The following is a 13,823-nucleotide window of genomic DNA, read 5'->3' on the forward strand; positions in this document are numbered from 1 at the left end:
GATCATCTGCTATTGAGCGTGCGCAACGCACATCGACACACGAGCGTGCACAATAAGTTTATCTTGAGGCGCATCACCTTGGAGTTGATGAAGATCAACATGCCCAAGAACCGAAGTCCTGGGTGAACAACAAGCTCACATCGAATTCATCCAATCCGTCGGACGAGCGCACAAAACATATTCCATTTTTTGAATGACATCTATAGGCTGAAGAAAATAATTCGTTGCTCGGGAGAACGGTCCTACGGGAGCGGCCGCATCAAATGCGTCGACTCGATCAAACCAATCATCAGCGGTCCGAGCGCCGCAGCGATCTCGCGCTGCACCACGCGCAGGTCGGCGAGCGTTTCCGCCGTGCGATCAGGACATTCTTCGGATTCCATGATCAGATCCTCGATCATGGCCGACTTGATTCCGGGATGGCCGAGGAACCCGAAGCAGTTATCACGAAGCTGAAACACCGCCGGCTCCCCCGCAGCGTCGATCGCGAGAACACGGGCATCGGCCGGCAGCACCGGGCGATCGCGCATGTAGATCGCGACGGGAAAGGATTGCGGCAGATGACCGCCGAGCGCCGCGGGATCGACCCGTCGGGCCGTCTCCACAACGAAGCGGAGCGGAGCTTCCTGAGTGCCGCCGCCGCACGCGGTCGCAACTATGCAGCTGCCAGCTCCGATGCCGATGACGGGCAGGTCGCGCGCCAGGAAATCCTGTACCAACCGCAACTCGGGCCCAAGGCTCGGAAGCAGGTTGCCGCTGACGACTCCGAGCGGTCCGGCGCCAAGAACAACGAGGCCGTCAAAGTCCCCGGCCGTCGCAGGTATCGATCCTCCGGCCGTAAACGGCCGGCAATAGCGAAAGCCGACGTTGCGTCCTTCGAACTGGTCTTCCATCAAGCCGAGATAGTCCGCCTCAAAATGCTGCAAGACGCAGAGTGTCTTCATGGCGAACCGCGACAACTGATGAGGCATCAATGACGGCCGAAGCCGACGGCGGACCGACAATATATATGTTTTTTCGCATATGAAAAGCGAGGAACGCAATGGCGTGGTATGAGAAGCTGCAGGAGATCGAACCGCTCGACGACCTGCGTTTTGATCGTGGGCTCGTCGATGCACTCGAGGCGGCAGCCCGCGAGCGCGCACTCGGACCGATGCGGTTCTACACGCCGACGTTCCGCGCCTATGCCAGCGAGGAACTCAAGGGCTGCGGCAAGGCGAGTTTTCCCGCCTTTTCCATCACGGGCGGCGCCTGCGCGCTGAATTGCGATCACTGTCAGGCGAAGATCCTCGAACCGATGATCGCGGCAACGACACCGGACGAACTCGACCGCAAGGTGCGCGACCTCATTCTGCTCAAGGATCTGCGCGGGTTCCTGCTTTCAGGCGGATCCAACCGCCGCAACGAGGTTCCGTACGATCGCTTCTATCCGACCATCGAAAGGCTCAAGCGCGACTTTCCCCATCTGCGCATCGCCGTCCATTCCGCGTTGCTCGACGAACGGCGCGCCAGATCCATGGAGGCCGCCGGGGTCGACGTCGCGATGCTCGACGTGATCGGCTCGGAGCAGACGATCCGCGAAGTCTATCACCTCGACCGTCCTGTCGCGGATTTCGAGGCGACGCTCGCCGCGCTCTCAGGCACCAAGATGCAGGTCGTGCCACACATCGTCATCGGTCTGCACTATGGCCGGCTACTCGGCGAAGCAACCGCGCTGGACATCGTTTCGCGCCACCCGGTTGCCGCCTTGATCCTGGTGGTGGTGACCCCGATCTATGCGCCGCCGGATCGGCCCTTCGCCACGACATCCACCGACGACGTGGCGAAGGTGCTGGTCGCCGCGCGGCAACGGATCAATCACGCGCCGGTTCAGCTTGGCTGTATCCGCCCCGCGGGCCGCCATAAGCTGATGACCGACGCATACGCCGTCATGGCGGGATTTGACGGTATCGCCTATCCCGCGGACGGCATCGTAGCTCTCGCCCGCGCCATCGGCCGGCCGGTCGAGCAGGAGCATGCCTGCTGCTCGATCGCGCTTGACGGCCTCGCCGGACGGCGGGCTTGCGCAGCCTGAGGTGCACCATGAACGCCGAGGCAGCGGATATCGTCGTCGTCGGGCTTGGACCGGCCGGGAGTCGTGCGGCTGCGATTGCCGCGAAGGCCGGCTACCGCGTCGTCGCCGTCGACCGCCGGCTCGAGGCGGGTCGCCCGGTCCAGTGTGCCGAATTCGTGCCCGCCATGATCGAGCGGGACGTTCCGAACGTCACGACCGTCGCCCAACAGAAGATCACCCGCATGCTGACCTTCACCGAAGCGACGGATTGCGAGGAAACGCGGGACTTCCGCGGCTGGATGATCGATCGCGCCGCCTTCGATCGAATGCTCGCTGATGAGGCGGCGAACGCGGGAACCGCGTGCCGATACGGCACCTCCGTGGTTGCCATCGATTTCGACGGCACAGTTCATACGTCCGATGGTCTTGCCCTGAAACCGCGCGTCCTCATCGGCTGCGACGGCCCTCGCTCGCGGGTCGGCGCGGCCATCGGCCAGATCAATCGCGCGCTTGTCGATACGAGGCAACTGACCACGCCGCTGATCGTGCCGCACGATGCCACGGATATCTTCCTGAGCGCCGACTACCGCGGCGGCTATGGCTGGCTGTTTCCCAAGGGCGCCGTGGCCAATATCGGCGTCGGCGTCATGATAGAGGACCGGCGGCGACTGAAACCGATGCTCGCCGCGCTCTTCGCCTCGCTGTCGGCATCGCGCCGCATCGGAACGCGCCCGTTCGCGTTGACGGGCGGGGCGATACCCGTGGGCGGCAGGGTGGGTTCGACAGGCCGGCTCGGCGCAACCCAGGTGTTGCTGGCCGGCGATGCGGCAGGCCTGACCAACCCCGTGACCGGCGCCGGCATCGCCTCCGCCGTGCAATCGGGGGCGCTCGCCGGGCACGCCGCGGCAGACATGCTGTCCGGCCGCAGCGGCGCCCTCGATGACTATGACGAAGAGCTCGGCGACATTTTCGATGCAGCCTTGAGCCGGGCATTGCTGCGACGACGGCAAGTGCTGGCGCACTATGGCGACGGCCGTCGCCCCGACGCGACTGCGCTCGCCGAGGGATGGATCAGTTCGCCGAACTATTGGGCGTGAAGATGCAGGATCAGGGGAGGACGTCATGAGCTGTCTCGAAGGACCGACGCATCCGGTACCGGATTTCCTCACCGGGGAGACGCGCACCTTCAACGCGGCAGAAGCCATGCGGCCGCGCGCGCCGGGCGCCGTGCCGGCGGAAGCGCGCAACGGCGGGCGCGTGAGGGCGCAGGATGTGCGGCCGGTCGGCACGTACCTGCCGAACGACAATGTTCTGACGCCGAACATGCGGTCGCCCGAGTACGTGCAAATGTCGACGGCAGCGGCCATCACCCTCGGCATCATGAACGGCTACATGCATCGCACCAGTTGCACCCGTTGCCTGAACCTGCTGCTGACCTACCCGGAGGGCTGCCGCGCCAACTGCGCCTATTGCGGGCTTGCGCGCCATCGCGAAGCGGAGCGCAACTATGCCGACCGCAACTTCATTCGGGTCGACTGGCCTGCGGTGCCCTACGACCAGGTGATTGACATCGTTGCATCGGGCGGCGACGGCGGGCGCTTCCATCGCATGTGTATCAGCATGATCACGCATCCGCGGTCGGACCAGGACACCCGCATTGTCCTGCGGAAATGGGTTGAACGCATCAGGCACGTACCCGTGTCCATCCTGTCCAACCCGACGACGATGACGCGACTGGATGTGCAGGAGCTCAAGGATCTCGGCGCCGAGATATTTACGGTCGCGCTCGATGCAGCCAACCCGGTCATCTTTGACCGCACCCGCGGCCGCGGGGTTCAATCGCCGCATAGCTGGGACAAATATTGGGAGATCCTGCTGGCCGCCGCCGAGATATTTGGCCCGGAACGTTTCGGCGCCCATCTCATCGTCGGGATGGGCGAGAGCGACCACGACGTTCTCTCGCAGGTGCAGAGAATTCGCGACCTCGGCGGCCACAGCCACCTGTTCGCGTTCTTTCCCGAACAAGGCTCGTTGATGGATCATCTCCCGCCGGCGCTGCGCCCGCAATGGCGACGCATCCAGCTCGCCCGCTATCTCATCGACTATCGAAGCCACTCCCTGCAGCGCATGCGTTTCGACGAGCGCGGTCAACTCGTCGATTTTGGTCTGCCGCAGGACGAAGTCGACGCGATCATCGACGCGGGCGTGGCCTTCCGCACGTCCGGCTGCCCGGGCAAGGAGGCCGCCGATGTGTCCGCCTGCGACCGCCCCTATGGCGACTCGCCGCCGCGCGACATTGCTTCATACCCTTTCAAGCCCGATCGCCGCGACATTCGCCACGTGCGCAGCCAACTCCGGCGCGGACTACCCAAATAACCGGGAGGAAGATGCGATGGCCAGCAGCGCCAAGTCATTTCGGGTCATCGACACCGGGATTCGGGGCGGACGCGCCAATATCGCCTTCGACCAGGCGCTCATCGACGCTCACAAGGCACGGCGGATTCCCGATACCATCCGCTTCCTGCGGTTTCGTCCGTCGGCGCTGGTCGGAATCCATCAGATCCTGAGCCATGAGGTCCGGCTCGACTATTGCCGGAGCAAGGGAATCGAGATCGGCCGGCGGATCACGGGAGGCGGAGGTCTTTATCTCGACGAGGGTCAGATCGGATGGGAGCTCGTGTTCGGCCGCTCCAGCCTCGGCGCCATGAATCTCACCGAAACGACACGCCGGATCTGCGAAAGCGTCGCACTCGGGCTCAACAAGCTCGGCGTCCCCGCGCGCTACCGCCCGCGCAACGACATCGACGTCGACGGCCGCAAGATCAGCGGCACCGGCGGCTTCTTTGACGGCGATACTCTGTTCTACCAGGGAACACTGCTGATCGACTTCGACCCCGAGCAGATGATCGCTGCGCTCAAAGTGCCGGTGGAAAAGCTCGCCAAGCGCGACCTCGCCTCGGCCCACCAGCGCGTCGTCAGCATGCGCGAGATCCTCGGCGACAAGCTCCCTGATCTGGCCACCATCCAGCGAGGCTTGCTCGACGGCCTGGCGGAAGGCCTCGGCATTGTTCCGCAATGGGGCCAGGCGTCGATGCACGAAGAAGAGCTCGCCGACCAGTTGTATCGCGACGAGATCGGCCGCGACGACTTCGTCGAGATGGTCGACGCTCCCGAGGTGGACAGCTCGCTGGTCAGTGCCACTCTGACGCGGCGCGGCGGCAGCCTGCGCGCCGATATCCGCCTCGAGGGGCCAGACCGCAGGCGAATTCGCGAAGCTCTGATCACCGGCGATTTCTTCGTTACACCGCCACGCGTCATCTTTGATCTCGAGGCAGCGCTGCGCGGCGCCGAACTGGCTGATGCCGGATCCCTCGTTGAGGACTTCTTCTCGCGCACGTCGGCCGACTTCGTCAATCTCGGCCCGCCGGACATTCGCGACGTGGTCGTCGCGGCGGCGCGGCAGCTCAGCTTCGTTGCGGCCGGCCGGAGGCTTCGCGGCCATTGGCTCGCGGCGACGCGACCGGAACGTCCGCCGCTCGTCCTGCTGCATGACGCCTTGGGCTGCGCCCGGCTCTGGCGCGATTTTCCCGAGCGGCTTGCGGCTGCGACCGGCTGCTCCGTCCTGGTGTTCGACCGCTGGGGCTCGGGTGACTCTGAGCCGCTCGAGCCGCCCCATTCGCGGCAATATCTGCTCGCTGAGGCTCTCGACGCCCTGCCCGAAGTGCTACGGACGACCGGAGCGCGGCGTCCGATCCTGGTCGGACACTCCGACGGTGCTGCGATCGCGTTGACGTTTGCCGGCGCGTTTCCCGATGAGGTCAGCGGGGTCGTCGCGATCGCCCCTCATCTCTTCCGCGAACAGCGGACAGTTGACGGCATCGCCGCCCAGATCAGGGACTTCGAGCACGGCGACCTGAGGGCGCGGCTCGCACGGTATCATGGCAGCAGAACCGATCATCTTTTTGGCCGGCTGGTCGATGCTTGGACTGGGGAAGAAGCGCGCGACTGGGGGATCAAGCCCTACGTTGGACGGGTTCGCGCCCCGGTGCTGGCTGTTCAGGGCAGCGAAGACGAGTTCTTCACGCATATTCAGCTTGAGACGCTCCGCGCCCTCGTGCCAGCCCGGATCGAGACCTGCGTGCTGGAAGGCTGTGGACATGCACCCCACCAACAGGCGACCTCCGCGGTGATAGCCGCGGCAGCCGGGTTCATCGATCGAGTGACCGCAGGAAACACGGTCGCCGCCGTCCCCGGCTCCGCCTGACGGACGATCTCCGCGGGCAGCGAGACTCCATCAGCACCACTTAGCAGAAAGCGCGATAGAGAGCGGACATGACCTCGATCACTTCCGGCCGCGAGACCGAATAATACACGTTCCTGCCGTCCCGGCGCACCTTGACGAGATCGTCCGCGCGCAGCCGGGCAAGTTGCTGCGACACCGTCGGCTGGCGGAGTTGCAGCGAATCCTCAATGCTGCTGACGGACTTCTCTCCGTCAAGCAGCAGACACAGAATGGCAAGCCGCGCTTCGTGCGACAGCGCCTTGAGGAATTCGCTTGCCTTGTGAGCCTTCTCGAGCAGCGCGTCAGGCTCGAGCGAAGACCTGCTGCGTGCACGCTTGGTTGCCATATTCGTCCGCATATTCCTCAATCGACCAATTCGGTCCGTTACATCGGCGGCCACGGCGTCATGCCGCAAGGCCGTCCCGTGTTGCTATCACTTTGGCGAGACGATAACAAACAGGCGGTCGAGCCTGTCCCAGCGCGGTTCGTGCGAGACGGTATCGAGCCGCCGGCGCGATCGTCCCCTGCTCACGCGCCTGCCGCGTCTGACGGGCTGATGAACTACGATCCGGCTTCCAGTTCACCTAACTTGCGATCAAGGGTTCGCAAGCTGATACCGAGGAGTTCGCAAGCTCCTTGCGGCTGCCAACAAACACGCTTGTCATCTTCAAAGTGGGACTGCCGATGGTCACGAAGGTACCGCCAGACACCGGCGCCGGCCGCTGGAACCGACGGTTCGAAGGCGATGATTTCGTTTTCGGAACCGAACCCAATCAACGGCTGCGCGGCCATGTCGGCACGTTCCCGTACCGCAGTCGCATTCTCTGCGTCGCCGACGGAGAAGGCCGCAACAGCGTCTGGCTCGCCCGGCAGGGATTTCAGGTCGACGCCTTCGACATCTCGGAGGTGGGTCTGGCGAAAGCGAGCAAACTTGCCGCGTCAGCCGGAGTCAGCGTGAACTACCAGCTTGCCGATTGCGACGGCTTCGCGTGGCCAAGTGCGGCGTATGACGGCATCGCAGCGATTTTTGTGCAGTTCGCCGCCCCAGATTTGAGGAAACGGCTGTTCGCGCGCATGATCGCAAGCCTGAAGCCGGGCGGGACGCTGATCCTGCAGGGCTATACGCCCAAGCAGTTGGAGTACAAGACGGGCGGCCCTTCCGCCCTCTCGCACCTCTATACGGAAACCATGCTCCGAGAGGCGTTCCGTGAGTTGGAGATCATCGAACTGCGCGAATACGAGACGGAGCTCAGCGAAGGCAGCGGCCATCACGGCCGCTCTGCGCTGATCGGAATGGTCGCGCACCGGCCTTCCTGATCGCGCTCTGCTGGTCCCCGGAATTGATCGCGCGCACGCGTCTCGCATTGTCGAGAAGCGATCTTTACGACCGACTGTCGACCTTTCCGATCCTTCTGCCGGCATTGCGCGACCGCGCCGCTGATCTACCGCTTCTCGCCGCAGCGCTGCTTGCCCGCGTGGCGCCGGAGCGAAGGCCCACCTTGTCCCAGCCGGCACTCGAGCGGCTCGGGGGCTACGCCTTTCCGGGCAATGTTCGCGAGTTGCGCAACGTGTTGGAGCGCGCGGCCCTGCTCTGCGATGACGATGTCATCTCAGCCGCGACGATCGAGCGTGCTCTGACGCTGCGATCGCCGGACATTGAGGGACGCGACCGGGTGCAGCGAACCGCAACAAAGCTGGCGCCTGCTGACGGTGAGAACCCGCCGTCATCGAAGGAGCGCGAGGCGCGAGCGCTTCGGACCGCCCTGTTGACGCATCGCGGCAATCGAGAATCGCTTGCAGAATCCCTCGGCATCAGCCTGCGCACGCTTTACCGGAAGCTGAAGGAATTGGACGCTCGATGAAGCGCTGTCGTCTGCCGCGGCGAAATGCTCACGAATAGCCGGATGGTGCAGGGTGGCGCCGTGTGATTTCGTTGCGCTTCTCGGGAGATGAAAAGCTAGGCGCCTGAAAAAATGGTCGGAGCGGCAGGATTCGAACCTGCGACCCCTGCGTCCCGAACGTAAGTAGCATGCGAAAAGATCAACAAAAACAATGAAGTTTGCTCGCGATTGACGTCCTTTATCGCCGTTTGTTCACGGGGTTTCGGTGGTCAACCGGTGGCCAGCTTCGGCTTGCACCTGAGCAATTCGCTGCAACGACATCTGCGCCCGTCAACAGCATTGGCAGCTCCCGGCAGAGCTAGTCGATCGCACCAGGGCTTTGGCCGGAGAAGTTCAAATAGCTGCTCCGACCCGATGGACCGCCCGCCTCCTCTCAAGCTGCCAACCGGGGAAACAAGCGGAGCGACACCCCCTTCAGTACTGCGATCACTATTACGGCAAATCACACGCAGCACTCGATGGTGGGTACGACAGGGGAGAAAGCCAAGAGCAAGATCAATGACTTATGGCCCCCTACCTACTTTTAAGGCGCCTTGATTTCAAATGAGAATTTTTGGCGGCGCCCGCACCCTCCAAAGGTGGGGCTCGGCTGGGACGACCTCGAAGGCCTGCCAGAGTGACGGCCTCGGATCACACCCACGCTCACGGGGAAGGCGCGGAACCATCTCAAATGCCGTGCCATAGATGCCACAAGCATCAGAGGGCTCAACGCCTAGCGCGACGGCCAGGGCTTGGATGTTGTCGAGTGTGAGGTTAATCAGCCCGGCCTCAATCTCCTAGAGCCTCAAGGCTTGCGATCCTCGACCTTCAAGCTCGATCGTCCCGTCCTTTCGGAGCAGCGCAAGCGGCAGGAATTTCTCCATAGCGCGGGGTTCAAGACGCTTGGCCAAGTTGAGCTGTTCAAGTCGAACAGCGACTTCCACGAGGCGCTCGCCCTTATGTCGGGTAACAGGTTCTTGGCCCAGACCGTCGCCCGTCAGAACGAATTGCGGCGCCTGATCGAATACCGTCAGACGCTCGACCGCGATCGGGTATGGCGGCAACCAGGCGAGCACCTAGCCATCATCGATCTGCTGGAGAAGGGCTCGCTCGAAGGCGCCGCCAAGCTTCTCGACAAGCATATCGGCGGAGCCTTGAAGGAGAAGGCCCCGCCTGAGCTTTTCGGATCGTAGCTCAGGATTCGGCACGAATGAGCGCGGCCATCGAAAATAACGCATGCGAATAGCCAGACCTTGTGCTCCCGATGTCCCGCGGGACGTCAGCTCTTGTGAAGGATTGCGGATGCCGGCCGCAGCGGTGACGGTGTGGAATATGCGGGCGGCTTGCGCCCGAAAGCCTCCAAGGGAGGAAACCGCGCATGATTGGCAGGTCACCCGTCCGAGTGCCGGATGCTTGCTTGCCAAGACCTCAGCGTACGGATCCTTGTAGAGAACCGAGCGCCCTGGCCTATAAGCTACGAACATCGGCTCGCTTGATCCCAGGATAATTTGGACAAGCGTTGTCAGCCGAGGAGACCAATTCCCCAGAGACCCGACTCTCAAGCCTGGTCGCGAGATCGGCCTCCATCTGCCGCATCAAATCGCGGGTAAACGCTCTGAGGTTCTCCATGTCGGCTGCGTCCTAGGGAGAGACAATGAACCGGAAATGATGCCGGTCACCCCTGCCCAGCGCCTCGAACGCAGCCTCATTCGCCTGATCGCCCGCGGCGTCGAACATCCGTGCCGGCTGGCCATCGCGAGTGACCCCGTCCCTCTTGAGATAGGTGAGATGCGCCGCCAGGGGCGCTGACCTGGACGCCCGGCCCTTGTGCCTAGCGATCCGCGCCTTCACCGTGACGCGCCGCACCGGGGCGAACAGCCGTTCACCAGAAACCGGTCAAGCTCGTCACTCCAGAGGCTCATCTTCGGAAGCGGCTGCGTCTCTCGCTCGTATCGGACTTCGTTGCCTCGGAACCGATGACCTCGCGTACTACTTTGCACGATACGCCAAGCTCGCGGCAGATCGCCTTGACCGGTTGACCATGAACAAAATAGGCGCGACGGATCTTCGCAATCGTCGACACCACCAGCACCCCAACCGCGGCTTCCATCACTTGTTCGAAGCCGCGGCGGCCCTTGCCGCGGAGGGCATCGATCCGAAACAGATGTTTGTTGGAAGGAAACAATACGCCTTGATCAGATGGACAGGCGCATCGGCCACGGCAGCGCAGCTCGCGAAAACAAAACTGGCGTCTTATGAAGCCACCTCACTTGAAACTCTTGATTCCATCTTAAGATTGTATTCTATTACCACACAATTGAAAGGTGAGGGCACTCGCCGTACAATGGACTCCAACGGAAACTGAACCGTGAGTCAACGCTGGCGCCCATCGCTAGAGCCAAGCAATAGAGCCCGTTTCTGCAGCGGGCTTTCGATCTGCGTTGAGTTTTGGACGAGCCTTCTCGGAATGGTCTGGCAGATGCGCCCTCGCCTCCCCCCGTTGAACGCGCTTCGCGCCTTCGAAGCAGCAGCTCGCAACCTCAGTGTCACGAAAGCAGCCGACGAGCTCTGCGTAACGCCAGCTGCGGTGACGCAGCAGCTCAAGATTCTGGAAGACGCACTTGGTCGTCGCCTGATCCGCCGCGTTGGCCGCGGCGTAGAGTTGACAGAAAACGGCCAGCAACTCTTTCCCGTACTTTGCCGAACATTTTCAGATATTTCGTCGGCAGTCACAGGGCTGACGTCGCATAGCGCGTTGAAACTTAGAACCAGCTTTCTGGCGACCGTCGCACAGAGATGGCTGGCGCCGAGGTTGATCGGCTTTCGGCAACAGTTTCCGGATATCGCCGTCGCCGTCTCAACGTCGTTCCGCCTGGTCGATTTTACGAGAGAGGATATCGATGTCGCCTTGCGGCTAGGCTACGGATCCTGGCCGGGGCTCCATTCGACGTTCGTGATGAACGAAGAGCTGTTCCCCGTTTGCTCGCCCACCCTGTTTCGCGAAGCCGCACTTCCTGCTGGATCAGACCTGCTTCGTCGCCATTCACTGGTCCATACCATCGTTCGGCCGACGGACTGGCAAGCTTGGCAGGTCGAGGCCGGACTCGAGGATTTCGATACCACTTCAGGATTTCATTGCGAAAATTCTGCGCTCGCGCTCGAGATGGCCGAATATGGGTTGGGACTTGCCATCGGCCGAACGCCGCTGGTCATCTCTGCACTCGCATCAGGACGACTGATGGCGCCATTTGCGGCGCGCCTCTCGAATCCAATGTCCTACTATCTGGTCTGTCAGGACACCGCCGCGCGGCGCCCCGAGATCGCACGCTTTCGCGACTGGATCGTAAATGAAGGTATCGAAACGATGGAGGCGATCAAGAAATACATCCGGCGATCCCATCCCTAGGTCAACGGCGCTATTCAATCACTTGTTTTCAGAGCTGCACAAGAAGAGCCGTGCCGTAGTCCGCCATCGCGCGATCCCAATTCACATCCATGTGTGCAGCCATGACCTGGAGATCGCACCAGTGGCGCTGCACCGGGTGCGTCTGCGCGATGACGGAAGTTCCAAGCTGGGACATCAGCTGTTGCACGGCGTTCATGCATAAGCGGGTCAGCCTGGCCCGGTCGCGCTTGATCGCTGCGTAGTCTCTATCGGAGAGATCGCGGCCGTTGCAGCCCGCCTCATGCAGTCTCGATAAAATGCTGCGATACAAAAGCCGTGCGCATTCGATATCGGCGATGATCTCGCCGGCGCGCATGGCAAACGCCCATTGGTTCCCGTTTGGCTGCCGTCCATGCCGCTCTCGCATGATCGCAAGTCCCGCCGCCACCGCTCCCTCCGCACAGCCGAGCAGAGGACCGACGATCACGCTGGTCAGATAGGGAATAAGAGAAACCGACTGCAAGTAGTGACCGCCGCGTTCCGCCGAACGCCCGAGAACATTGTCCAGCGGCTGCGCCCAGCTTTCTGAAAGCGAACGATCGCGGATAATGATGTCGCGCGACCCGGTCCCTGCCATTCCGATGGCCTGCCAATCATCGCCGATCTCGATGTCGATGGCTGGCAGCAGCGCCATAACCGTCCGGGCGTCGCGTCGAGACGGATGCAGGCATGAGCCGGACACGATCACCCATGTCGCATAGTCCACGCCGGAGCCGAGCCGCCAGCGACCATCGACCCGATATGCGCCACCGTCCCGCGATATTCCGCCGGCCGCCGTCGCCGATCCTGTCGTGACAAGTTGACGAGCTCCGCCGCGGAAGACCGCGTTCAACGCCTCCGCTGGAAATCGCGATACGATCTGAATGTGTCCTCCAACGAGGCCCACGATCCATGCTGTCGAAGGGCACGCGCGCGCCGCGAGCCTTGCAACTTCTGCAAGGACAGGCCAATCCAATTCAAGGCCGCCGAAACGCTTCGGCATCGCGAGCTGAAGCAATCCGGCGTCGAACAGCTCATCGACGGACTCGCGCGGCAGCTTCCCAAGCCTGCGGGCTTCCTCCGCACGTTTGTGCCATCGTGGCAACAACGCCTCGACGCTCGCATAGAGCGTCGCGAGCGACGGCTGGTCCGCTCCCCAATAGACCGTCCCGTCCAGCCTATCCATGCGCACGCTCCAGCACCTTTCGCAACATTGGCCGCTCGAAGACGAACTGATCTTCAATCAAGGGCGGGCCGAGAAGGCGGACGAACTCCTCGATGCGCTGCCCGTCGTTCGAGGCGACGAACTCGTAGAAATTCGTGCTATTCCACAACAGATAGCAGTGCGAGAAGTGTCGTCCAATCGAGCTCACGAGCTCGTCGAGGAGAACCTCGCCCTCATACATGCGCAGCAGCATCTGCTGCCGTTTCCACTCGATCTCTTCGGGCGTAAAATAGTGCGCCTTGTGCTGCTCGTCCTTGACGCGCTCCCGTCGTTCGTACTCGAGGCGGTCGGTGTGATCGAGCTTTTCGAGAAAGAAGACCAGCCCGTCGTCCCTGAGCATGCGACAGCCCTGCTCGATCTGGAAATCGCGGTCCTTGCCGTAAAACTGAAAGGCGGCCGTTTCGTAGATATAGTCAAAGCCGCCATGGAAATCCTCGTCGTCCACCAGCGTGCGAAGTACGTCCCCGTCGAGCTTGAGGAACGACGTCGGAATGAATCTCGACAGGGCCGGATCGGCAAAGCGCTCAAAATGCTCTTCGTTCGCCCTGTTCGGAGAACAAGTCAGTGTCTTGACCGCGCCGCCGGAAAACGCAGCAAGCGTGCGTCCGTTGGAACCGTCGAAGGCATCGATCTCATAAAGCAGGCAGGGCCGACCGCTGCTTTCGGCCCGCTGCCTCGACAGACGGCTCAGCGCCACGCCCACGCGCGACACTTCCTCGAGGATGCCTGGAATGCTGGCGAGGAAATGCGAGAACAGTGGTCCCGCCTTCGGTACCAGCCGGTCGTGATACTCCAGCACGTCGGTATCCGCTATCCGGTTGCGGATCCGCGTCAGCACTGGCTGCCGCGGCACCTGTGCCGCTCCGGTCGCCAACTGCTCGAATTGCTGCGCCAATCTGATCATCGAAGATTGCTGAAGATAGGCGTCGACGTCGGTCGCAGGTCGATTGGTCATGCCC

At 62.4% G+C, this 13,823-nt stretch carries 12 protein-coding genes and 2 pseudogenes; 8 read left to right on the top strand and 6 right to left on the bottom strand.

The window, feature by feature from the left end; genetic code table 11:
* Positions 1 to 242: 242 nt before the first annotated feature.
* Complete coding sequence (locus QW861_RS19030; RefSeq protein ID WP_316172791.1) at positions 243 to 1,043, bottom strand: hypothetical protein; 801 nt, start codon at positions 1,041 to 1,043, stop codon at positions 243 to 245.
* Between QW861_RS19030 and QW861_RS19035 the strand changes: the two genes are divergently transcribed.
* The 4 genes from QW861_RS19035 to QW861_RS19050 are packed head-to-tail and all read left to right on the top strand — an operon-like array spanning position 1,043 to position 6,317.
* Positions 1,043 to 2,074 (top strand): radical SAM protein, encoded by a 1,032-nt coding sequence (locus QW861_RS19035; protein ID WP_315752125.1) that lies wholly within the window; start codon positions 1,043 to 1,045, stop codon positions 2,072 to 2,074. The genes QW861_RS19030 and QW861_RS19035 overlap by 1 nt on opposite strands.
* A gap of 8 nt (positions 2,075 to 2,082) precedes the next feature.
* Complete coding sequence (locus tag QW861_RS19040) at positions 2,083 to 3,150, top strand: NAD(P)/FAD-dependent oxidoreductase (RefSeq protein ID WP_315752126.1); 1,068 nt, start codon at positions 2,083 to 2,085, stop codon at positions 3,148 to 3,150.
* Positions 3,151 to 3,175: 25 nt separating this feature from the next.
* Complete coding sequence (locus QW861_RS19045; RefSeq protein ID WP_316193395.1) at positions 3,176 to 4,429, top strand: radical SAM protein; 1,254 nt, start codon at positions 3,176 to 3,178, stop codon at positions 4,427 to 4,429.
* Between the two features lie 16 nt (positions 4,430 to 4,445).
* Positions 4,446 to 6,317, top strand: coding sequence for an alpha/beta fold hydrolase (locus tag QW861_RS19050; RefSeq protein ID WP_316172792.1), 1,872 nt, complete (start codon positions 4,446 to 4,448; stop codon positions 6,315 to 6,317).
* Between the two features lie 40 nt (positions 6,318 to 6,357).
* On the opposite strand, the gene QW861_RS19055 is transcribed toward QW861_RS19050, so the two are convergent.
* Positions 6,358 to 6,681, bottom strand: coding sequence for a metalloregulator ArsR/SmtB family transcription factor (locus QW861_RS19055; RefSeq protein WP_315715794.1), 324 nt, complete (start codon positions 6,679 to 6,681; stop codon positions 6,358 to 6,360).
* A gap of 338 nt (positions 6,682 to 7,019) precedes the next feature.
* Here QW861_RS19055 and QW861_RS19060 point away from each other — a divergent pair, with 338 nt between their 5' ends.
* The 3 genes from QW861_RS19060 (at position 7,020) to QW861_RS19070 (ending at position 9,408) form a co-directional block, all read left to right on the top strand.
* Positions 7,020 to 7,652, top strand: coding sequence for a class I SAM-dependent methyltransferase (locus tag QW861_RS19060; protein ID WP_316193396.1), 633 nt, complete (start codon positions 7,020 to 7,022; stop codon positions 7,650 to 7,652).
* 23 nt (positions 7,653 to 7,675) lie between these two features.
* Positions 7,676 to 8,197: a helix-turn-helix domain-containing protein gene (locus QW861_RS19065; RefSeq protein ID WP_316193397.1), complete on the top strand. Its 522-nt coding sequence runs from the start codon at positions 7,676 to 7,678 to the stop codon at positions 8,195 to 8,197.
* Positions 8,198 to 8,967: 770 nt separating this feature from the next.
* Positions 8,968 to 9,408: an FCD domain-containing protein gene (locus tag QW861_RS19070; RefSeq protein ID WP_315715441.1), complete on the top strand. Its 441-nt coding sequence runs from the start codon at positions 8,968 to 8,970 to the stop codon at positions 9,406 to 9,408.
* A 364-nt stretch (positions 9,409 to 9,772) separates the two neighbouring features.
* On the opposite strand, the pseudogene QW861_RS19075 reads toward QW861_RS19070, so the two are convergent.
* Together QW861_RS19075 and QW861_RS19080 are read right to left on the bottom strand one after the other, a co-directional pair.
* Positions 9,773 to 10,105 (bottom strand): annotated as a pseudogene (locus tag QW861_RS19075) (type VI secretion protein); the annotation flags it as partial.
* Positions 10,102 to 10,307, bottom strand: a pseudogene (locus QW861_RS19080) (IS21 family transposase); the annotation flags it as partial. The pseudogenes QW861_RS19080 and QW861_RS19075, both read right to left, overlap by 4 nt.
* A 375-nt stretch (positions 10,308 to 10,682) precedes the next feature.
* Between QW861_RS19080 and gcvA the strand changes: the two are divergent.
* Complete coding sequence (gene gcvA / locus QW861_RS19085; protein WP_172179974.1) at positions 10,683 to 11,621, top strand: transcriptional regulator GcvA; 939 nt, start codon at positions 10,683 to 10,685, stop codon at positions 11,619 to 11,621.
* A gap of 28 nt (positions 11,622 to 11,649) precedes the next feature.
* On the opposite strand, the gene QW861_RS19090 is transcribed toward gcvA, so the two are convergent.
* Both QW861_RS19090 and QW861_RS19095 read right to left on the bottom strand, forming a co-directional pair.
* Positions 11,650 to 12,825: an acyl-CoA dehydrogenase family protein gene (locus QW861_RS19090; RefSeq protein WP_172179972.1), complete on the bottom strand. Its 1,176-nt coding sequence runs from the start codon at positions 12,823 to 12,825 to the stop codon at positions 11,650 to 11,652.
* Complete coding sequence (locus QW861_RS19095; RefSeq protein WP_315752130.1) at positions 12,818 to 13,819, bottom strand: hypothetical protein; 1,002 nt, start codon at positions 13,817 to 13,819, stop codon at positions 12,818 to 12,820. Before QW861_RS19095 ends, QW861_RS19090 begins: the two co-directional genes overlap by 8 nt.
* Positions 13,820 to 13,823 lie beyond the last annotated feature (4 nt).

Source organism: Bradyrhizobium sp. SZCCHNRI1029 (genome assembly GCF_032487555.1).
Classification (GTDB): domain Bacteria; phylum Pseudomonadota; class Alphaproteobacteria; order Rhizobiales; family Xanthobacteraceae; genus Bradyrhizobium.

What these genes read in the sequence shown, in the direction of transcription:
- QW861_RS19035 (WP_315752125.1), top strand. Translation starts at nt 1,043, where the DNA reads ATGGCGTGGTATGAGAAGCTGCAGGAGATCGAACCGCTCGACGACCTG.
- QW861_RS19040 (WP_315752126.1), top strand. Translation starts at nt 2,083, where the DNA reads ATGAACGCCGAGGCAGCGGATATCGTCGTCGTCGGGCTTGGACCGGCC.
- QW861_RS19045 (WP_316193395.1), top strand. Translation starts at nt 3,176, where the DNA reads ATGAGCTGTCTCGAAGGACCGACGCATCCGGTACCGGATTTCCTCACC.
- QW861_RS19050 (WP_316172792.1), top strand. Translation starts at nt 4,446, where the DNA reads ATGGCCAGCAGCGCCAAGTCATTTCGGGTCATCGACACCGGGATTCGG.
- QW861_RS19055 (WP_315715794.1), bottom strand. Translation starts at nt 6,681, where the DNA reads ATGGCAACCAAGCGTGCACGCAGCAGGTCTTCGCTCGAGCCTGACGCG.
- QW861_RS19060 (WP_316193396.1), top strand. Translation starts at nt 7,020, where the DNA reads ATGGTCACGAAGGTACCGCCAGACACCGGCGCCGGCCGCTGGAACCGA.
- gcvA (WP_172179974.1), top strand. Translation starts at nt 10,683, where the DNA reads ATGGTCTGGCAGATGCGCCCTCGCCTCCCCCCGTTGAACGCGCTTCGC.
- QW861_RS19090 (WP_172179972.1), bottom strand. Translation starts at nt 12,825, where the DNA reads ATGGATAGGCTGGACGGGACGGTCTATTGGGGAGCGGACCAGCCGTCG.
- QW861_RS19095 (WP_315752130.1), bottom strand. Translation starts at nt 13,819, where the DNA reads ATGACCAATCGACCTGCGACCGACGTCGACGCCTATCTTCAGCAATCT.